Source organism: Paracoccus sp. J55 (assembly GCF_000513975.1).
Classification (GTDB): Bacteria; Pseudomonadota; Alphaproteobacteria; order Rhodobacterales; family Rhodobacteraceae; genus Paracoccus.
The window spans coordinates 126,876-145,853 of the sequence record NZ_AZVA01000007.1; the positions used below are offsets into that span (position 1 = coordinate 126,876).

The 18,978-nt window shown below is 68.4% G+C and carries 21 protein-coding genes; 8 read left to right on the top strand and 13 right to left on the bottom strand.

Going from position 1 to position 18,978, the window contains the following annotated elements:
• Positions 1-21: 21 nt before the first annotated feature.
• From PARJ55_RS0109130 to PARJ55_RS0109150, 5 genes are read right to left on the bottom strand one after another with little or no spacing between them, the layout of a single operon-like run.
• Positions 22-1,233, bottom strand: a complete 1,212-nt coding sequence (locus PARJ55_RS0109130) for a GTP-binding protein (protein WP_028712752.1) — start codon at positions 1,231-1,233, stop codon at positions 22-24.
• 24 nt (positions 1,234-1,257) lie between these two features.
• Positions 1,258-1,476 (bottom strand): hypothetical protein, encoded by a 219-nt coding sequence (locus PARJ55_RS0109135; protein ID WP_028712753.1) that lies wholly within the window; start codon positions 1,474-1,476, stop codon positions 1,258-1,260.
• 8 nt (positions 1,477-1,484) lie between these two features.
• On the bottom strand, positions 1,485-2,141 hold the full coding sequence (gene ribD / locus PARJ55_RS24525) for a bifunctional diaminohydroxyphosphoribosylaminopyrimidine deaminase/5-amino-6-(5-phosphoribosylamino)uracil reductase RibD (RefSeq protein ID WP_051416218.1): 657 nt from the start codon (positions 2,139-2,141) through the stop codon (positions 1,485-1,487).
• Positions 2,142-2,151: 10 nt separating this feature from the next.
• A complete protein-coding gene (hisI, locus tag PARJ55_RS0109145; RefSeq protein WP_028712754.1) occupies positions 2,152-2,616 on the bottom strand; it encodes a phosphoribosyl-AMP cyclohydrolase in 465 nt (154 codons plus the stop codon).
• 18 nt (positions 2,617-2,634) lie between these two features.
• A complete protein-coding gene (locus tag PARJ55_RS0109150) occupies positions 2,635-3,087 on the bottom strand; it encodes a nuclear transport factor 2 family protein (RefSeq protein ID WP_028712755.1) in 453 nt (150 codons plus the stop codon).
• Positions 3,088-3,197: 110 nt separating this feature from the next.
• Between PARJ55_RS0109150 and zigA the strand changes: the two genes are divergently transcribed.
• The 3 genes from zigA (at position 3,198) to PARJ55_RS0109165 (ending at position 5,425) form a co-directional block, all read left to right on the top strand.
• Positions 3,198-4,421 carry a zinc metallochaperone GTPase ZigA gene (gene zigA, locus PARJ55_RS0109155; protein ID WP_028712756.1) on the top strand — a complete coding sequence of 408 codons (1,224 nt, stop codon included), beginning with the start codon at positions 3,198-3,200 and terminating at the stop codon, positions 4,419-4,421.
• Between the two features lie 81 nt (positions 4,422-4,502).
• On the top strand, positions 4,503-5,171 hold the full coding sequence (locus tag PARJ55_RS0109160; protein ID WP_028712757.1) for a DUF1826 domain-containing protein: 669 nt from the start codon (positions 4,503-4,505) through the stop codon (positions 5,169-5,171).
• Positions 5,171-5,425, top strand: coding sequence for a DUF6525 family protein (locus tag PARJ55_RS0109165; protein WP_028712758.1), 255 nt, complete (start codon positions 5,171-5,173; stop codon positions 5,423-5,425). The genes PARJ55_RS0109160 and PARJ55_RS0109165 overlap by 1 nt, the downstream gene beginning before the upstream one ends.
• A gap of 203 nt (positions 5,426-5,628) precedes the next feature.
• On the opposite strand, the gene PARJ55_RS0109170 is transcribed toward PARJ55_RS0109165, so the two are convergent.
• From PARJ55_RS0109170 to ssuD, 3 genes are read right to left on the bottom strand one after another with little or no spacing between them, the layout of a single operon-like run.
• A complete protein-coding gene (locus tag PARJ55_RS0109170) occupies positions 5,629-6,213 on the bottom strand; it encodes an NAD(P)H-dependent oxidoreductase (RefSeq protein ID WP_028712759.1) in 585 nt (194 codons plus the stop codon).
• A 32-nt stretch (positions 6,214-6,245) separates the two neighbouring features.
• Positions 6,246-7,703 carry an FAD/NAD(P)-binding protein gene (locus PARJ55_RS21785; RefSeq protein ID WP_051416219.1) on the bottom strand — a complete coding sequence of 486 codons (1,458 nt, stop codon included), beginning with the start codon at positions 7,701-7,703 and terminating at the stop codon, positions 6,246-6,248.
• 4 nt (positions 7,704-7,707) lie between these two features.
• A complete protein-coding gene (gene ssuD / locus PARJ55_RS0109180) occupies positions 7,708-8,871 on the bottom strand; it encodes an FMNH2-dependent alkanesulfonate monooxygenase (protein ID WP_371255977.1) in 1,164 nt (387 codons plus the stop codon).
• Between the two features lie 504 nt (positions 8,872-9,375).
• Between ssuD and PARJ55_RS0109185 the strand changes: the two genes are divergently transcribed.
• From PARJ55_RS0109185 to PARJ55_RS0109200, 4 genes are read left to right on the top strand one after another with little or no spacing between them, the layout of a single operon-like run.
• Positions 9,376-10,209, top strand: a complete 834-nt coding sequence (locus PARJ55_RS0109185) for a MetQ/NlpA family ABC transporter substrate-binding protein (protein ID WP_036713952.1) — start codon at positions 9,376-9,378, stop codon at positions 10,207-10,209.
• Positions 10,210-10,219: 10 nt separating this feature from the next.
• Positions 10,220-11,020, top strand: coding sequence for a MetQ/NlpA family ABC transporter substrate-binding protein (locus tag PARJ55_RS0109190; RefSeq protein WP_028712762.1), 801 nt, complete (start codon positions 10,220-10,222; stop codon positions 11,018-11,020).
• Complete coding sequence (locus PARJ55_RS0109195) at positions 11,020-12,156, top strand: methionine ABC transporter ATP-binding protein (RefSeq protein WP_028712763.1); 1,137 nt, start codon at positions 11,020-11,022, stop codon at positions 12,154-12,156. Before PARJ55_RS0109190 ends, PARJ55_RS0109195 begins: the two co-directional genes overlap by 1 nt.
• On the top strand, positions 12,137-12,790 hold the full coding sequence (locus PARJ55_RS0109200) for a methionine ABC transporter permease (protein WP_028712764.1): 654 nt from the start codon (positions 12,137-12,139) through the stop codon (positions 12,788-12,790). The genes PARJ55_RS0109195 and PARJ55_RS0109200 overlap by 20 nt, the downstream gene beginning before the upstream one ends.
• Before the next feature lie 64 nt (positions 12,791-12,854).
• Here PARJ55_RS0109200 and PARJ55_RS0109205 read toward each other — a convergent pair whose 3' ends face one another.
• The 5 genes from PARJ55_RS0109205 to PARJ55_RS0109225 form a co-directional block, all read right to left on the bottom strand.
• On the bottom strand, positions 12,855-14,246 hold the full coding sequence (locus tag PARJ55_RS0109205; protein ID WP_028712765.1) for an LLM class flavin-dependent oxidoreductase: 1,392 nt from the start codon (positions 14,244-14,246) through the stop codon (positions 12,855-12,857).
• Positions 14,247-15,446, bottom strand: coding sequence for an SfnB family sulfur acquisition oxidoreductase (locus PARJ55_RS0109210; RefSeq protein WP_232215686.1), 1,200 nt, complete (start codon positions 15,444-15,446; stop codon positions 14,247-14,249).
• 2 nt (positions 15,447-15,448) lie between these two features.
• Positions 15,449-16,678 carry an SfnB family sulfur acquisition oxidoreductase gene (locus PARJ55_RS0109215; protein ID WP_028712767.1) on the bottom strand — a complete coding sequence of 410 codons (1,230 nt, stop codon included), beginning with the start codon at positions 16,676-16,678 and terminating at the stop codon, positions 15,449-15,451.
• 599 nt (positions 16,679-17,277) lie between these two features.
• Positions 17,278-17,697, bottom strand: coding sequence for a hypothetical protein (locus PARJ55_RS0109220; protein ID WP_028712768.1), 420 nt, complete (start codon positions 17,695-17,697; stop codon positions 17,278-17,280).
• Positions 17,698-17,829: 132 nt separating this feature from the next.
• Positions 17,830-18,399, bottom strand: coding sequence for a hypothetical protein (locus PARJ55_RS0109225; protein ID WP_028712769.1), 570 nt, complete (start codon positions 18,397-18,399; stop codon positions 17,830-17,832).
• Positions 18,400-18,526: 127 nt separating this feature from the next.
• On the opposite strand from PARJ55_RS0109225, the gene PARJ55_RS22990 reads away from it, so the two are divergent.
• Positions 18,527-18,934, top strand: coding sequence for a hypothetical protein (locus PARJ55_RS22990; protein WP_028712770.1), 408 nt, complete (start codon positions 18,527-18,529; stop codon positions 18,932-18,934).
• Positions 18,935-18,978 lie beyond the last annotated feature (44 nt).

An 18,978-nucleotide genomic window follows, 5' to 3' on the forward strand; every position in this document is an offset into this window, starting at 1 on the left:
CGCAACGCCGGGCCGGGCGGTCTATCGCTGCGACAATCGCGCCGTGCTTGCCGGCCAGGGATCGTCGAAGGCTTCGCCCGCCCTCCACGCCGCGACCTCTGCAGGGGTGCAGAAGCAGCCCCTGACCGCATCGGAGAAGTCCGCCAGCCCGTCGCGATCCCCGATCACGGTCAGCCGGCAGCGCCGGTCGCCGAACTCGGGCGACATGCCTTCAAGGCGCCGGCGCATCTCTTGCCGTTCCTCGGGCAGCAGGTTCAGGCTTTCGTCCTCCAGCGCCGCGACTTTCCAGTAATTGACGATCTCCAACCCGATGCTGCCGGCGGTCTGGTTCCACAGCAGTTGCAGCCTGTCGCGTGAAGGCAGCCAGAAGAAGCCCTTGCTGCGATGGATGCCGGTGCCGAGGGAATGGTTATAAACCTTCCACAGCCTTTGCGGGTGAAAGGGGCGGGGGTCCGCGATCACGATGCTGCCGAGCCGGTAGCCTTCGGCGCCGGACATCGAGGCGGTGCCGCGGCTGCGGTCCCAGTCGGTCAGCTCGGCGCCCAGGGTGGCGACGCGCGCATGGTCATAGGGCGGCAGGGCCAGCACATCGGCCAGCCGGACATTGCCCCATTGCATCCCCATGATGTCGGCGAAGGGGTTGAGCGGATGGACGGCCTGCGCGACAGTGCGCAGCGTCTCGCCGGATACCCGGTCCATCTTGCTCAGCAGAATTCGGCTGGCGAACATGATCTGCTCGGCCAGCAGGTTCTCGATCCCGCGCCGACCCTCGGCCAGATGGTGCGAGGCGGCGGGCAGGATGGCGCGGCCCAGGTCGTGGTCCTGCGCCAGCGTCACCGTGTCCACCACCGACAGGAAACCGTGCAGCCGCAGGGCGGGATGCACGCGGATCGCTTCCAGAAGCGGCCAGGGATGGGTGCTGCCCGAGGTTTCGATCAGGATATGCGTGGCGCCTGCGCCGGTCACTTTGTCCACGGCGCCGGCGAACTGCTTCAGCCCCTGCGCGTCGCTGATGCTGCCGGCCGGAATGGCGGCAAAGCGCGGGTCGCGGCGCGAGATCACCTCGCTGGTGTCGAGGATCGCGCCATCGACATCAAGCGCGCTCATCTCGTTGACAATGACGCCAAGCCGCACGCCCGGCATGCCCCGGGCCTGCACCAGGAGGCTTTGCAGGAGCGTGGTCTTTCCGGCGCCGAGAAAGCCGTTGAGAATCGTGACCGGAATCTGCGGCATGGTGTCTTCCTGAATGAATGCGGGTCAACCGGCGGCGAGCTTGCCTGCGGCCGCGCGGAACCATTCAAGCGTCCTCGCGTGATGGCCCTCGCCCCAGCGGTCGATGAATTTCTGGGTGTGGAAGTCATGCCTGTCCTCAAGCGCGGCGATGCGCCCGGCCACATAGCCCGGGGTCAGCGGGATGCCGCATTTGACGGTGATGCAATGTTCCCATTCATCATAGGTTTGCGGAATGTAGTTCATCCAAATCCTCATGCAGGCGTTGGAGAAAGCGCGGCGGATAGTGGGTCGTCGCGCCACAGGGCAACCGAAGTCAGGCCGAGGCCGCCGAGGCGGCGCAGAAGGCCATCCGGGCCGAGATCGCAGGCCATGTCCGGCATGCGGCGGGAACCTTGCAGGCGAAGCCCGTGCCGTCCGCTCCGCGTCTCCAGCAGGGCGTCGGCGCCCTCGGGGACCGCCCCCGCCCGTTCGGTCAGGATCAGTTCCGGCTCTCCGGTCCGGGTGCGGTGCAGGAAGCCGGACATGATCGCGGCGGCGTCAGCTGCGCCTTCGCCGATCGTCACCTCGATGCCGGCCGCGCGCAGCCGGGCGAAGCCGCCGCCGTCCACGCGGGGATCGGGATCCTGCATCGCGGCAACGACACGGGTCACCCCGGCAGCAATGATCGCATCGGCGCAGGGCGGGGTCCTGCCCCAATGGCAGCAGGGCTCCAACGTGACATAAAGCGTGGCTCCGCGCGCCGCCGCCCCGGCGCGGTTCAGCGCGACCCGCTCGGCATGGGGCCGTCCGCCCGGCTGCGTCTCGCCTTCGGCGATGATCGTGCCGCCTTTCACGATCACGCAGCCCACGGGCGGATTGGGCCAGACATGGCCGCGCATCCGCCGGGCCAGCGCCAGCGCCCGCGCCATCCAGAACGCATCAGAGCTGCGTGGGATTGGGCGCATCGCCGTAGACCTGAACCGGATCGAAAAGCTTTTCGGACTCGGTGAAGACGAGCCGTGGCGCACCGTCCCCGCCCAGCGGCACGGCGCGATAGAAGCAGGAGCGATAGCCGACATGGCAGCTTGCGCCCCCGGCGATCTCGACCCGCAGCCAGATCGCGTCCTGATCGTCGTCGATCCGCATCTCGACGATCTTCTGGATCAATCCGCTGGTCGCGCCCTTGTGCCACAGGCATTGCCGCGAACGGCTCCAGTAATGCGCCTCGCCGGTTGCGATGCTGCGTTCCAGCGCCTCGGCATTCATCACGCCCATCATCAGCACCTCGCCGGTCGCGGCGTCGGTGGTGACGACCGGGATCAGCCCTGCGGCATCGAATTTCGGAGCCAGCGCGTGGCCTTCCTCGACCTGCGCGACGGTGAGACGGGGGGAAAAGAGCGACATTGTGTTTCCGTGCTTGAATTACGACGAAGATGGCATGCGCGAGGAGTGGTGCCCGGTGATCAGCCAGACTCCGTCGATTTCCTCGAAGGTGAACAGGTAGCGGGCCGGCAGCGTCTGTTCCGCGCCGTCGCGTTCGAAGGTGAAGGTGTAATGCCCGCCGACAACCACGGTGCCCAGCTTGTGGCTGATCCGCTTGCGCAGCGTGTCGATACGACAGCGCAAGTTGGGATTGGCGAGGAAGCTTTCGAAATAGGCCCGGCGTTCCTCGGCATGGCCGCCGATCTCGTCCGCCATGGTCGGGACCAGGATGGCATCGGTGGCGTAAAGCGCCAGCAGATCCTCCAGTCGGCCCAGGGACACCACCTCGGCCCATCGCATCAGGGCCTGGCGCACCTGCGCCAGATAGGGCCGCGCGGCTGCCTCGAACAAGGCATCCTCCCGGACGCGGCTGGTCGTCACATCTTCCAGCATGGCTCTGCTCTCCTCGCTGTCCGGGGTGGGCCGGCCTGAAAACGGCATTGCAGGTCCCGGTGATTCTGGCTATTGGAGTAACGTAATAACATTACACTTACGAGGACGCCATGCCGACCAGCCAGCAAACCCGCGACAATCGCCTGCCCGTCACCGTCCTTTCGGGCTTTCTGGGCGCCGGAAAGACCACGCTGCTGAACCATATCCTGAACAATCGGGAGGGGCGCCGCGTCGCGGTCATCGTCAACGACATGTCCGAAGTGAATATCGACGCCGATCTGGTCCGCGACGGGGCCGAGCTGAACCGGGCCGAGGAAAAGCTGGTCGAGATGACCAACGGCTGCATCTGCTGCACCCTGCGCGACGACCTGCTGCAAGGGGTGCGCAAGCTGGCCGAGGAGGGCCGCTTCGACTATCTGCTGATCGAGGGCACCGGCATCGCCGAGCCGCTGCCCGTCGCCGCGACCTTCGATTTCCGGGACGAGAACGGCGACAGCCTGTCGGATGTCGCGCGGCTGGACACGATGGTCACGGTCGTCGATGCGATCAACCTGACCAAGGATTTCGCCAGCGACGATTTCATCGCCGAACGCGGCGAAAGCCTGGGCGACGAGGATGAGCGGACGCTGGTCAACCTGCTGACCGACCAGATCGAATTTGCCGATGTGATCGTGCTGAACAAGGCGACGGATGCGGGACCCGAGCGGCTGGACCGGGCGCGCAAGATCGTGCGCGCGCTGAACCCGGACGCGCAGCTGATCGAGACGGATTTCGGCCGTGTCGAGGCCGATGCAATCTTCGATACCGGCCTGTTCGATTTCGACCGCGCGCATATGCATCCGATGTGGGCGAAAGAGCTTTACGGGTTCCAGGACCATGTGCCCGAGACCGAGGAATACGGCATCTCGTCCTTCGTCTACCGGGCGCGGCGGCCGTTCCATCCCCGCAAGATCTACGACCTCTTCAACGGCGAGTTGCCGGGCGTGATCCGGGCCAAGGGGCATTTCTGGATCGCAAGCCGCCCGAACTGGGCGGTGGAGTTCAGCCTGGCCGGCGTCGTCTCCTCGGTTGTGCCGCTGGGCGGCTGGTGGGCCTCGGTGCCGCGCGAACGCTGGCCGACCCATCCCGACAGCCTCGCCGAAGTGGCGAAGAACTGGGAGGAACCCTGGGGCGACCGGCGTCAGGAGCTGGTGTTCATCGGTGCGGGCATGGACCCCGCGGCCATCACCAAGGCTCTGGACGACGCCCTGGTCGACGCCTGGGACTTCACGCCCGAGGCCTGGGCGAGATTGCCCGATCCCTTTCCGCAATGGGGCCAGCGCCGCGTCGCCTGAGCGCGGCGGCTGACAGAAAGGACGAAGGGCAGGGCTGCCCCCGTCCACGAGAGAACCATACAGGTGAGGAGAAGCCGCTGCATGACCGAAACCGTTTCCGCAACTCCGCAAGGAGCATCCCCCGATCAAGCCGAGGCGCGGGAAATCCTCGAATCCGACAGCGGGCTGGTTCTGCAGCAGGTTGCCCAGCCGGGGGTCGGCGCGGCGATCTGGCGGCGCAGCCTCTCGTCCGGTTTTGCCGAATGGATCGAGGGCATTCCGCTTGACCAGATGCCGGCGCTGCGCGCCCTGGTGGATTTCCGCGCGGTCGAGAACTGCATCCATGCCGCCTGCGATCTGTCCGGGCTGCCCGCCGGGACGATGCGCGACCTGCTGGCCAGCGACATCGGGGCGCTGGCGCTGATGCTGGCGCAGATCATGCGCAATCCGCTGATGCATCTCCGCTTCGAAGCCGTGACCACGGATGCCTGCCGGAAATTCCATGTCGACCAGATGCCCGCGCGGCTGCTTTGCACCTATCGGGGGCCGGGAACGCAGTTCGGGTTGCAGGACGAAAGCGGCCAGGTCGTGCCGGCCGGCGAGATGCGCACGGGCGAGGCCGCGATCCTGCGCGGCGGGCTGTGGCCCGGCGAGGAGGTCACGACGCTGCTGCACCGTTCCCCGCCCATCGCCGGAACCGGCGGGGTGCGGCTGTTCCTGGCCCTCGACCCCGCCGTGGAACCCGCAGCCGAGGCGCGGAGGCTGCACTGATGCGCGGCAACCTTGCCACCTCGCTGCGCCGCCGCCGCCGGCCCTGTCCGATCGCGCAATACGACCGCCTGCCGCCCGAGTTGCGCCGCTGGCTGGCGCAGGCGGCACTGCCCTGGAGCCCGGTTTCGGCGCTGCGCCTGTGGCGGAAGCTGATGGCCGAGACCGCGGGCAATGCCGAGGCCGTCTGCCGACGCCTCGACCTGATCGAGGCGCGGATGCTGATGCGCGATGCGCCGCGGATCTGGGCTGACTAGCTGGGGCTTCGCGGCATACTGGTTGCTCGTGACCAGCATCCGGGTGTTGGGAGGGTGTCGGGACCGGGGCGAAACAGGGGTCCGGGATTGTCCCGGGGCCGGCAAGGGCCCGGCCGCGGCATGGGCGAAGATCGGCGGCACGTTACCACTATAGCCAAGTCCTGCGAGATCCGCGTCCTGCGCGGGGATGCCTGGGGAGCCTCTCAGAAGGCCTGCAGCACCGGCGGGGGCGCGGCGGAGGGCTGGGGGACGGTATAGGGCGACAGGAAGGGGGCGAACTGGTCCACCGCCCGGCCCAGCCGGGTATGGGCGGCATCGTCGGCCAGCTTGCCGCCGGTGAATTCGCGGTCGGCGACATAGACTCCGGTGGCCAGGGTCTGCGCCTCGAAAAAGGCCATCAGCGGCCGCAGCTGGTGTTCGATCACCAGCGCATGGCGGTCGCCGCCGCCGGTCGCGGCCAGAAGCACCGGCTTGCCGGCCAGCATGGGGGGATCCAGCAGGTCGAGGACATGCTTGAACAGCCCGGCATAGCTGCCCTTGTGGACCGGGCTTGCGATCACCAGCGCATCGGCATGGATCAGCTCGGTGAGATGCGACAGCGCCTCTGGGTCGAGGTCGCTGATGTGGCGAGCATGGCCCAGAGACGGGCCCAGATCGGCAAGATCGAAGACATGGCCGACGGCGCCGAAGCGGTCGGCGGCCAGATCCACGGCGGCCTGGACCAGGGCGCGGCTGCGCGAGGGGGCGGAAAAGCTGCCGGCAAAGCCGGTGATGGTCAGGGCGGTCATGATGATCTCCTGTTCTGTGCGGTCCCGAAGGGTCAGGACAGAGGCGGCGTGTGGCCGGCGGCGACGGCGGGTCGTGTCGCCGCCGGGTGCAGGATGGGGCCCAGCAGGGCATGGCGGGCGATCTCGCGCGCGATCTGGCTGGTCTGGGAGGCGCATTCCGGTGCCCCGGTCAGCTCTCCCAGATGGCCCCGGGCCAGCGGGCCGGCGATAAGGATGCGGTTGCTGGCGCGTCCCTGCGCATCCAGTGCCCGGCAAATCTCTGTGGTGGCAAGGCCCAGGCCCAGCGGACAGGGCACGATCAGCCCCAGCCGCGCCAATGCGCCAAGCGCCGGGTTGGCGTCGATACATCGGTCCTGCGCGGGGCCGGTGGTGACGATGATGCGGTCGAAATGCGCCTGCTGCGGCTGGGACCGGCCGCGCGGACGCCAGCGGACATCCACGCCGCCGCCGCGCCTCGTCGCGTCCAGGAGATGCCCGGCGACGAATTCCAGCCGGCTCTGATCGGTCAGCCGGGCCAGCACGGCCTCGGTCTGCGGGGCAAGGCGATAGCGGTGCACGTCCCACCAGACGCGCAGGTGGCGCAGGAAGCGCCGCCGCTCGGTCATGTCCAGCGCCGCCCAGATCTGCGGGGCCTGTGCCCGCAGCCGCCAGAAGGTGGCGTGCCAGCCGTTGCCGCGCGCCTGATCGTCGACGATGGCATGGCGCACCCGGCGCAGCAGGTCCGAGACGCGCCGCGCGGGCGGGGCGGTGAAATCGGCCTGGCTGTCATGCTCGGCCGCGCCCTGGCCACGGGCGTGCAGCCCGCGCCGCGACAGGCAGGTGATCTGCCCGGCATGGCCCTGGCGGTCCAGCGTGGCGATGGCGTCGGCGGCGCTGAGCCCGGCGCCCAGGATGAGGACCCGCGCCTGCTGCGGCACGGCGGCCAGCGCCTCGGCATCGCCCGGATCGGCGACCAGCTGGCTGCTGCCGGCCAGTCCGGCCAGGGGCCGGGGCAGGGCAGGGGCGGGATGGCCGCTGGCCAGCACCAGCAGGTCGGCGTGGATGCGGTTGTCGTCGGAAAGCAGCAGCAAAAGATCGCCATTCGCGCCATGCGCCACATCGCTGACCCGCGCCCGGATATGGCGCACCGCGCCCGAGGCCAGGTGCGGCGCCAGCCGCTCGGCGACATAGCGGCCGAACAGCGCGCGCTGGACATAGAGATCGCCATTCGGCGCCGTCGCCTGCGGGTCCGGCAGGTCCGGATTCTCTGCCAGCCAGTCCGCGAAATCGCTGCGGTTCTCGGGGTCGATCGACATGCGATGCGCCGGCACGTTCAGCCGGTGCGCCGGGTCGGTGGCGGAATAGGCCAGCCCGCGGCCCAGTTCCGGCCGCGGCTCGACCACGGTCAGGCGCACCGGCAGCCGCATCCGCGCCAGCTGCCATGCCAGCGAGGCGCCGGTGAAGCCGCCGCCCAGAATGACGATGCGCAGGGGGTTCTGGATCGCGGTCATGGTCTCAGCCTCCGGCTACGGCAAGACGTGGCGCGGGCGGGGCCGGGCGATGGTCGTTGCCGATCGTCTCGCCGAAGGGGCCCATGTTGGCCGCAAGGCTGGCCTGCGGCAGCGGGTGGTCCAGCGGCAGCAGGGGCAGGACGCGTTCGCCGAAGCTGTAGGCTTCCTCCAGATGCGGATAGCCAGAAAGGATGAAGGTATCGATGCCGATGCGCCGGTATTCGTCGATGCGCTCGGCCACGGTTTCGGCATCGCCGACCAGTGCCGTGCCGGCCCCGCCCCGCACCAGGCCGACGCCGGCCCAGAGGTTCGGGCTGATTTCCAGCTTGTCGCGGCGCCCGCCATGCAGCGCCGCCATGCGCGCCTGCCCGACCGAATCCATCCGTGCGAAGGTCTCCTGCGCCTTGGCTATGGTGGCGTCGTCCAGCCGGCTGATCAGCTGTTCGGCGGCCTGCCAGGCCTCGGCATTGGTGTCGCGCACGATGACATGCAGCCGGATCCCGAAGCTGACCTCGCGGCCCTCGGTCGCGGCCAGCCGGCGCACGGATTCGATCTTGTCGCGCACCTGGGCCGGCGGCTCGCCCCAGGTCAGGTATTTGTCGATCTGCCGCGACGCCACCTTGTTCGCCGCTTCCGACGAGCCGCCGAAATACAGCGGCGGGCCGTTTTCCTGCAGCGGCGGGAACAGCAGCTTGCCGTCGTCGATCTTCAGGTGCCTGCCGTGGTGGTTCACGGTTTCGCCGGCCAGCAGGGCCTTGTAGACGTTCAGGAATTCCTCGGTCACCTCGTAACGCTCGGCATGGTTCAGGTGGATGCCGTCGCCGGCGTTCTCGACCGGGTCGCCGCCGGTGACCACGTTGATCAGCAGCCGCCCGCCCGACAGCCGGTCCAGCGTCGCGGTCATGCGCGCGGCCAGCGTCGGCGATTGCAGCCCCGGCCGCACCGCGACCAGAAAGCGCAGCTTTTCGGTCTGCGAGGCCAGCGCCGCCGCCGTGACCCAACTGTCCTCGCAGCTGCGGCCGGTGGGCAGCAGCACGCCGTAGTAACCCAGGGAATCGGCGGCTTGCGCCACCTGGCGCAGATAGGGCAGGTTGACCGCCCGGCCGCCCTCGGCCGTGCCAAGATAGCGGCTGTCGCCATGCGTCGGCAGGAACCAGAGCACGCGGATCTTGTCGGGAGTAGGGATGCTCATGTCGGAGTCCTTTGCTGATATCACGGCCGGGCAGCGGATGCCGGTCTTTCTCGCGCCTCAGGAAAACACTTAAATACGACCAAGTATATAGTGATTTAGGGCGCGACAGGAATTTGGGCTGAAACCGGCATTTCCTGCCGCCGATTTGGAAAAATTCGCTATGCGAGCGGTGGCTGGGGGACTGATATTCTCTGCCCGGCGCGGAAGCCTCGGGCGTCCCGCGGAAGAACGCGCCCATGGGTCCGGCCGGATTCGCCGGGTCGGCCCTGCGCCGCCGGACCCGGACTGGCGCGGCGCCACAGCCGCGGCCGGTCTGCCGCGCTTCCTCCATGCCCGGCCGGGGAACCGAGCCTGCGTCGCTGCCAGGGGAAAGAGAACGATGCTCTCCCAGCAGCACGACCTTTGGAATGGCCGCAGGATGAGTGGCGGCGTAGCAAAAGACGATCAGAATTATCGTTTTTTGACCGCAGAGGATCAGCCATGAGTTCAGCAACGAGGTGGAGAACGCGTATCCCTGTTACGGTCGCCGCGCTGATGCTGTTGGCCGGCCCGGCGCCGGCCGGGGTCAGGATCGGCGTGACGCCCGGCGCGCTTGCCGATTCGATCAACGTCGCCGCCGAGGAGGCCAAGGCCCAGGGGCTGGAGGTCGAGGTTGTCGAGTTCAGCGACTGGACCACGCCCAACCTGGCGCTGGAGAATGGCGATCTGGATGCCAACTATTTCCAGCACCAGGCTTTTCTGGACAATGCCGTCCAGGAAACCGGCTATGACCTGACCTCGGTCGCGCTGGGAATCCTGCCCAATATCGGGCTTTATTCGGAACGATACGACCGGCTTGACCAACTGCCGGACGGCGCGCGCGTGGCGGTGGCCAGCGACCCGGTGAACCAGGGGCGGGGCCTTGCGCTGCTGCAGACCGCCGGGCTGATCTCGCTGCGTCCCGGCGTGGGCTGGAAGGCGACGCTGGACGACATCGCCGACAATCCCAAAGGGCTGGAATTCGTCGAGGTCGAGGGGCCGCAGCTGGTCCGCGCCGTGTCGGATGTCGATCTGGCGCAGGGCTATCCGGCCCATTACGTCAACGCCGGACGCGGCGATTTCGCGGGCAAGGCGCTGATCTATTCCGGGCTGGACGACACGCATTTCGCCATCCGCTTCGTGACCCGGACCGACAATTCCGACGATCCCGAGATCGCCGGCTTCATCCGCATCTATCAGCAATCTCAGGCCGTGCGCGACCAGATCGACGCCTCGAATGCCCATAACCCGGCGCTTTACTCGCTGCCCTGGCTGGCAGCGGCCAAGACCCAATAAGGAGACAGGAATGAAACTCGTGACATTCGCCCTTGCCGCCGCGCTGTCGCTGGCCGGGCTGTCCGCCTCGGCCGAGGCGCTGAAGATCGGCGTCGTGCCGGGCGCCTATGGCGATGCCGTGAACGTCGCCGCCGAGGAGGCCAAGGCCAAGGGGCTGGAGGTCGAGGTGATCGAATTCAGCGACTGGACCACGCCCAATTCCGCGCTGGCCAGCGGCGACATCGACCTGAACTTCTTCCAGCACCAGCCCTTCCTCGAGAATGCCGAAAAGGAACGCGGCTATGATTTCGAGGTGGTGGGGCAGGGCATCCTGGCCAATCTCGGCCTCTATTCCCTGCGCCACAAGAGCTTTGACGAGATCCCGCAGGGCGGCACCGTCGCCATCGCCAACGACCCGGTCAATCAGGGGCGCGGCTTGCTGCTGCTGGAGAAATCCGGCCTCATCAAGCTGCGCGAGGGCGTGGGCTTTCTGGGCACGCTGGACGATATCACCGAGAACCCGCGGGCGCTGAAATTCACCGAGGTCGAGGGGCCGCAGCTTGTGCGCATCACCGGCGACGTGGATCTGGCGCAGGGCTATCCGCATTTCATCGTCGCGGCGGGAGCCTTTGATCCGACCTCGGGGCTGGCCTATTCCGGCATCGAGGACAAGCAATTCGCCGTCAGCTTCGTGTCCCGCGCCGACAACAAGGATGACCCGCGCATCGCGCAGTTCATCGCGCTGTTCCAGCAGTCGCAGGCGGTCAAGGATCAGGTGCGCCATTCCTTCGCCGACAGCGACAAGCTGTATATCCTCGCGTGGCAAGGCTGATGACGGGCCTGGCTGCAAATCTGGGCCGGCGGAGCGCGGTGACCGAGCTGGCCCCGGCCGCCGCCGCCACCACCCCGGCGCTGCGCAAGGCGGGGACCGTGCGCTTCGAAGCCCTGGGCAAGAGCTATGCCTCGTCGGCGGGGCAGGTGCAGGCGCTGGCGGGGATCGACCTCGACATCCGCGCGGGCGAGATCTTCGGCATCATCGGCCGCTCGGGGGCGGGCAAGTCCAGCCTCTTGCGCACCATCAACCGGCTGGAGCGGCCCAGCACCGGCCGCGTGCTGGTCGATGGCGAGGATATCGCCGCGCTGGACGAGGCAGGGCTGGTGGCGCTGCGCCGCCGCGTCGGCATGGTGTTCCAGCATTTCAACCTGCTCTCGGCCAAGACCGTGCGGGGCAATGTGGCGCTGCCGCTGCGCGTGGCCGGCCTGCCCGGGGGCGAGATCGCCCGCCGCGTCGACCAGGCGCTGGAGCTGGTCGGCCTGACGGGCAAGGGCGATACCTATCCCTCGCGCCTGTCCGGCGGCCAGAAGCAGCGCGTCGGCATCGCCCGCGCACTGGTCAGCCGCCCCGAGATCCTGCTCTGCGACGAGGCGACCTCGGCGCTGGACCCGGAAACGACGGTTTCGATCCTGCGGCTGTTGCGCGACATCAACCGGCGGCTGGGCCTGACCGTGGTGCTCATCACCCATGAGATGAGCGTGATCCGCGAGATCTGCGACCGCGTCGTGGTGCTCGAGGCCGGGCGGATCGCCGAACAGGGCCCGGTCTGGCAGGTGTTCGGCGCGCCGAACCATGCCGCGACGCAGGCGCTGCTGCAGCCCCTGCAGCACGGCCTGCCCGAGGACCTGGTCCAGCGCCTGCGCGACAAGCGGCACGGGGCGGGCGACGAAACGCTGGTCGAGCTGAGCTTTCTGGGCCGCAACGCCCCGGACCTTGGCCAGCTTGCCGCCGTGACGGGGCAAGGGGCGGGGCGGGGCCGGCTGCGGCTGGTCAGTTCGCAGCTGGAACGCATCCAGGGCCATTCCATCGGCAAGCTGCTTGTGGCGCTGGGGCCGGGCGTCGCGCCCGAGGCGCTGGCCCCGCTGGCCGATCAGACAAGGATATTGGGATATGTTGACGCCTCAGATGATTGATCGCCTGCAACAGGCATTCTGGGATACGGTGCTGATGGTCTCGGTCTCGGCCGGGATCGCGGTGCTGGTGGGGATTCCGCTGGCGGTGTTCCTGGTCACCTCGGGACCGGGCGGCATCTTTCCGGCGCCCCGGCTGAACCGCATCGTCGGCACGGTGGTCAACGGCTTTCGCGCCGTGCCCTTCATCGTGCTGCTGGTGGCGCTGATCCCGTTCACCCGGCTGGTCGCCGGCACCACGATCGGGGTCTGGGCGGCGATCGTGCCGCTGGCGGTTTCGGCGACGCCCTTCTTCGCCCGCATCGCCGAGGTCTCGCTGCGCGAGGTCGATTCCGGGCTGATCGAGGCGGCGCAATCCATCGGCTGCCGCCGCCTCGACATCGTGCGCCATGTCCTGCTGCCCGAGGCGCTGCCGGGCATCATCGGCGGCTTCACCATCACGGTGGTGACGATGATCGGCGCATCCGCCATGGCGGGGGCGGTCGGTGCCGGGGGGCTGGGCGACGTGGCCATCCGCTATGGCTACCAACGCTTCGACACCACGGTGATGCTGGTGGTCATCGCCATCCTGATCCTGCTGGTCTCGGCCGTGCAGTTCACCGGCGATTACGCGGTGCGCCGGCTGCGGGCGCGCTGATCGGGAAAGGAAATGGGGGCTGACTCCCCCCATACCCCCGTGGATATTTTTCCAAGAAAGAAGCCTATTCGGCCGCCAAGGCGGCTGCCGGGCGAAAGGCCTGGGCGCTGTGGCGTTCGGGCAGCCTGTCGCCCTGGCCGAACAGCTTGCGGCGCAGCGTCCCCGGGGCATATCCGGTCTTGTAGCTGCCGCGGTCCTGCAATTCCGGCACGATCAGGTCGGCGAAATCCTCGTAGGTTTCGGGGGTGACCAGCCGGGTCAGGTTGAAGCCGTCGATCTCGCCCTCGCGGATCCAGGATTCCAGTTCGTCCGCGACCTCGGCCGGGTCGCCCACGGCCAGCGGATAGCGCCCGCCAAGCGCCAGCTGGCCCAGGAGGTCGCGCTTGGTCCAGCCCCGGCTTTCGGCCAGCGTCGCCGCCGACTGGATCGCGTTGGTCGGGCCATAGGGGATGGGGTCGTCGAGGCCGTAGCGGGCAAAGTCGATGCCGGTCGAGGCGGCGAAATGCGCCAGCCCCGCCTCGGGGCTGGAATGGGCGCGGTATTCAGCCAGCTTCTCCTGCGCGGCGGCGGCGTTGTGGTCGGTCACGACATTGATGCCGAGGATGACCTTGACGTCCTCGGGGCGGCGGCCGGCGGCGACCACCGCCTCGCGGATGCTGCGCGAGGCCTTGCGGGCCAGCGCCTTGTCCGGGGCCGAGATGAAGACGCATTCCGCATGCCGCGCCGCGAATTGCTGGCCGCGCCCCGAGGTGCCGGCCTGGAACAGCACCGGCGTGCGCTGGGGCGAGGGTTCGCTGAGGTGCCAGCCCTCGACGTCGTAGAAGCGGCCGTGATGCACGATCCGCCGCACCTTGGCCGGGTCGGCATAGACACGGGCGTCGCGGTCGCGGATCACCGCGTCGTCGTCCCAGGACCCCTCCCACAGCTTGTAGAGCACGTCGAGATATTCGTCCGCCTGGTCATAGCGCAGGTCGTGGCCGGTCAGGCCGTCGCGCCCGACCGCGCGGGCGGCGCTGTCCAGATAGCCGGTGACGATGTTCCAGCCGATCCGTCCCCCGGTCAGGTGGTCGAGGGTCGAGATGCGGCGGGCAAAGGTATAGGGCGCCTCCTGGTTGACGTTCACCGTGACGCCGAAGCCAAGGTTCTGCGTCACCGCCGCCATGGCCGAGACCAGCAGGATCGGGTCGTTCACCGGCAGCTGCACCGACTCGCGCAGCGTCAGGTCGACGCCGCCGCCATAGATGTCGTAGGTGCCCAGGATGTCGGCCAGGAACAGCCCGTCGAACAGGCCCCGCTCCAGCGTGCGCGCCAGCCCGGTCCAATAGTCCAGCCGGATGTAATCCGCGGAACGGTCGCGCGGATGCGTCCATTGCCCGTGGTTGATATGGCCCACGCAGTTCATGTTGAAGGCGTTGACGATGATATGCTTGCCAAGGCGCTTGTCCGTGCGGGCCATTCAGATCGCTCCATGTCGCGGCGGGTTGACGCCGTTCAGGCTGTGGTTGCCGATGGCGTGGTATTTCCAGCGCACCGGGTCGTGCAGCGTATGGGTGCGCACATTGCGCCAGTGGCGGTCCAGGTTGTCCTCGGCGAAGGTGGCCGAGGTGCCGGTCAGCTCGAACAGCTTCGAGGCGGCGAGCAGCCCCGCCGTCGTCGTCAGCGCGCGCGCCGCGGCCACCGCCAGCGAGGCCTGCGCCACGGTGAATTCCGTCGGATCGGCGATGGCCTCGTCCACGGCGCGGCCGGCGCGATCCACGAGCGCCTCGGCCGCACGCAGCCGGACCGAGACCTCGCCCACGCCGGCGACCAGCAGCGGGTCGTCTGCCGCGGGTTCGACCCCGGCGTCGATCCATGGCCGGGCGCGGTCGCGGATGAAGGGCAGGGTGGCGGCAAACGCGCCCTGGCCGATGCCGAGGTCGATGGCCGCGTGCATGATCTGCGCCAGCGGGCCGATGGGCGTCGGGCGCTCGAAACTGGACTGGAAGGGGACGACCCATTCCGGCCGCACCTCGACCTGCCGGAAAGCGACCGAGCCCGAGCCGGTGGTGCGCTGCCCGAAGCCGTCCCAGTCGTCGGTGACGGTGACGCCCGGCGCCTCGCGCGGGATGAAGACCAGTTGCTGGCGGTCGTCCTCGTCCACGACCAGCGTCGGGATCCAATGCGCATAGATGGCGCCGGTGCAATAGAACTTGTCGCCCTGCACCAGCAGCCGGTCGCCTTGGCGCAGCAGCCGGGTGCGGCGCTGGAAGTCGCGGGCGCCGATTTCCGCCAGCGCATTGCCGAAACGGTGCCCCGACAGCGCCAAGCCGTCGAAGAAGGCGCGCTGTTCCGGGCTGCCGCCGCTGCGCAGCACCTCGAGCGCATAGAAATGGTTCTGCGGGATCTGCGCCAGCGACCCGTCGGCCGCCGCGACGATGGCGATGACGCGCGCCAGCGTGACGGCCGAAACCGCCGCGCCGCCATGTTCGCGCGGCACGGTGATGCCCCAGAGCCCCGAGGCGGTAAAGGCGTCGAGCTGCTGCCAGGGCAGCCGCCGATCGCGGTCGCGGTCCGAGGCGCCGGGCGCGAATGCGGCGGCAAGGCGGCGGGCGGCCTCGATGGCCTCGGCATCCGAGGCGATCACATGCACGCCCTGCGGAGGAGATGCGGTCTTCATGCTCAGTTCCATTGATGGCGGGCGGGCAGGGCGCCGTTCAGGTGCCAGTTGCCCAGCAGGTGATGTTTCCAGCGCACGGGATCGTGCAGCGTATGGGTGCGGGCATTGCGCCAGATCCGCCCCAGGTTCGGGCCTTCGCGTGTCGCGGCCGAGCCGGCCAGCTCGAACAGCTTTTCTGCGGCGTTCAGGGCGATTTCCGTGGTCAGGATCTTGGCCTCGGCCACGGCGACCGAGGCGCGGGCGCTGGCCTCGGCGGTGACTTCGCCCGCGGCGATGTCGTCGAGCAGGCGCGCGGCGTCGTGCAGGACGGCCCGCGCGGCCCACAGGTCGACCTGCAACCGCCCGATATCGCTGATGACATAAGGGTCGTCCTGGGCCCGGGCGACGCCGGAATCCACCCAGGGCCGCGACTTGTCGCGAATGAAGCGGACCGCCTCGTCCAGCGCGCCGATGGCGATGCCGCTGTCGATGGCGGCCTGGATCAGCTGCGAGACGGGGCCGGCCAGTCCCGGCACCTCGGCGCGCTGCCAGACCGGGATGATCTGGTCCTCGGCCACCGGCACGTCGTGAAAGATCACGCTGCCCGAGGCGGTGGTGCGCTGGCCGAAGCTGGACCAGTCGTCGACCACCTGCACGCCGGGCGCGTCGCGCGCCACCCAGACCTGGACCGGGCGGCCCTGCTCGTCGGCGGCGCGGGTCGGGATCCAATGCGCGAACATCGCCCCCGTGGAATAGAAGCGGTGGCCGTTCAGCCGCAGGCCCTCGGGGCCGCGGCTCAGCCCGGTGGCGTTATGGGTGACGGGTTTGCGGCTTTTCTCCGGCCCGGCATTGCCGATGCGGGCGCCGGCAAGGATGTCGGCGAACCAGCGCGCCTTCTGCTCCGGGCTGCCCGCCTCGGAGAGCAGCTGGATGACGCCGAAATGGTTCTGCGGGATCTGGCCGACCGAACTGTCGGCGGCGCAGAGGATCTCGAACACCTCGGCCAGCGTCACATGGTCCAGCCCCGGCCCGCCCCAGTCACGCGGCACGGTGATCGCGCCAAGGCCCGAGGCGGTGAAGGCGGCGATCTCGTGATGCGGCAGGATGCGGTGGCGGTCGCGCTCGGCCGCCTTGGGGGCCCAGCCGGCCGCCAGCTGCCGTGCCGCCTGAAGCGCCTGTTCCCGCGTCTCGATCAGGGCCGGCACGACGGGCTTGCCGGGATCTGCCGGGATTTTCGCGGGGTGAAAGGTCATGGCGGTGCTCCTGTGCTGGCGGTCGGGCGGGCCGGGCCGGAATGGCTGCCCGGCCCGCACGGCATCGAAAGCTGCCCGATGCGGCCACAGGATCGCCTTGCGGAGGTTCGATCTCCATTCCAAAGATCGGCGGGGGCAGAGCACAGGCTTCCACCAGGCGCGGCGCGGACAGTAAGCCCATGCCCCGGTCGGGACGGGCTGTCGGTCCAGGGGCGGCGGATGGGCGGCGTTCAGCCAGCAATGGCCGATATGGAGGACCTGCCCCCGCACCGGGTCGCGCAGCGCATGCGCCCGGCCGGCCGGGATCGGGCGCCTTTCAGTCCTTTGCAGGAGCTGGCCGATCTGCCCTGCGGGCACCTTTATCTGCGCCAACCCTGTCCGGACGAAGGGTCACATCGGCTCGGTGGCCTTCGGCCATCCGCCTCATGCGACCGGCGCCGGGCGGCGGAACCGTTTCGGACGAGAGGATCCTGCTTGTGAACGGGGCCGTCTGTCGCGACCGCCATCCAGAGGGCCGGGACAGCGTACCGCCACCGGGGCCGGTCAGCCGCCCGCTGCGCCGGCGGCTGGCGCCAAGGCCCGGGCTTGCCCGGCTTTTCTCAGTTCGAGAAAGCCTCGATCAGGTTCAGGACGGCGAGGATCTTTCGGGTGCCGCTGTCGACACGATAGATCCGGTCGTCGTCCCGATAATAATTCCACCCCCGGCGCTGCTCCAGACCGTATCGGTCCAGGTTGCGGATCAAGGTGTAATTGCCAATGCGAAGCGTGTCGCCTACCCGGGTGCCATAGCGTTTGCCGACCTGACCCGGCGGAACACAGGGCGGGTTCTTCTTGGCAAGTCCCGGCGGGCAATCGGCAACATGGCGAGCCTGCGTGCGGGGCTTGTCCTTGTGGCCGCGATGGTCGTGATGACCCGCGAAACCGCCCTTGCCGTTGTTCCGCCCGGGATCGGCCGCGACCGGCGCGGCGCCCGTCGCGGCAACAACCAAGGCGGCCATCAGTATCGGCGCCAGTTTCATCGTTCGTGCTCCAAGCAGTATCCAGCGAAACATATAGCCTCAACGGGGCGCAAGGTTGCATCACGAAAACAGGCGCTGGCGGAAAGGCGCCGCCGGGCTGCAGGCCGCGCGGCATGCGCCGGGGCATGTCCATCACCCCAGGCTGTCATATCTGCGCACGATCCAGCTGATGTCATAGGCCAGCCAGACCGCGCCGATCAGCGCGACGCCTTGCAGGGTCCGGGCGCGAAGCGCCGCGAAGGCGACGGACAGGCCCAGGGCCAGCCTCAGGAAATATTCGGGCCCCAACGCATGAAGATAGTCGCTGCCCTTCATCAGCGTGTCGAACAGGTCAAAGCCGAATGTCAGGGCAAAGACGCCGAAGAACCAGCGGCGGCGGCGCATGAAGAAGCTCTCGCTTTCGGCATGGTCGGGCAGCGCGTCGGGAAAGATCAGCGTCGCCATCACGAAATGCAGCGAGGCATAGCAAAGAACGAAGACATAGGCGCCGAAATGCCAGTCGCTGATACGGCGCAGCCCGAATTCCCACCACCAGAAATGCACCGCGCCCAGCAGGACGATGACCGCCCAGACCGTCTGGGCCAGCATGCCCTCGGTCCGGGCGGGCGACTGGATGCGCCGCGACAGCCCCGACAGGACGCGGGTGATCCCCAGCCCCAGGATCATGCTGACGAGAATGCGAAGATGGCCGTAAGCATCCATCGCCAGGCTCCTTCATCCTTCCACCGTCCCCATCCATCCTGAAAGCCGGGATCGCGTTTTTCCAGCCCCAAGGCGGAAATTTATCGTAACCTGCCCGGAGAGATCATTGCATTGAAAGGATTGGGACATGCCTTCGTTCAAGGTTTCGTGGATCGCCATCGCTCTTCTCCTCCCGCAGGTCGCGCAGGCTTCCGAGGTCTGCGACGGGGTCGGCCGCATCCAGGACGACGCGGGCAGGAGTGCCTTCCGCGCCTTCGTCACCGGCGCGCTGACCGAGCCGCCCCCCGCTTCGCAGATCGCCGTCGACGATGTCCTGCGGCAGGGCGCGTGGACCATCGTCGGCGCGGAAATCCCCGATGCGGACGGCGTGGGTTACTTCCTGTATCAGGAACGGGGCGGCAAGCAGATGTTCTACGGCATCTGGGGCGGGATGGCCGATCCGTCAGAGGCCGCCGAGGTCGCCAAATGGGCGACCGACCAGGGCGCGCCTGCCTCATTGGCCCGGTGCTTCGCCAGCATAGCGACCGCGGAGTGAGGCCGAAGGCAAGCCGGAATCGGAACCCTGTCCCCGCGCTGCCT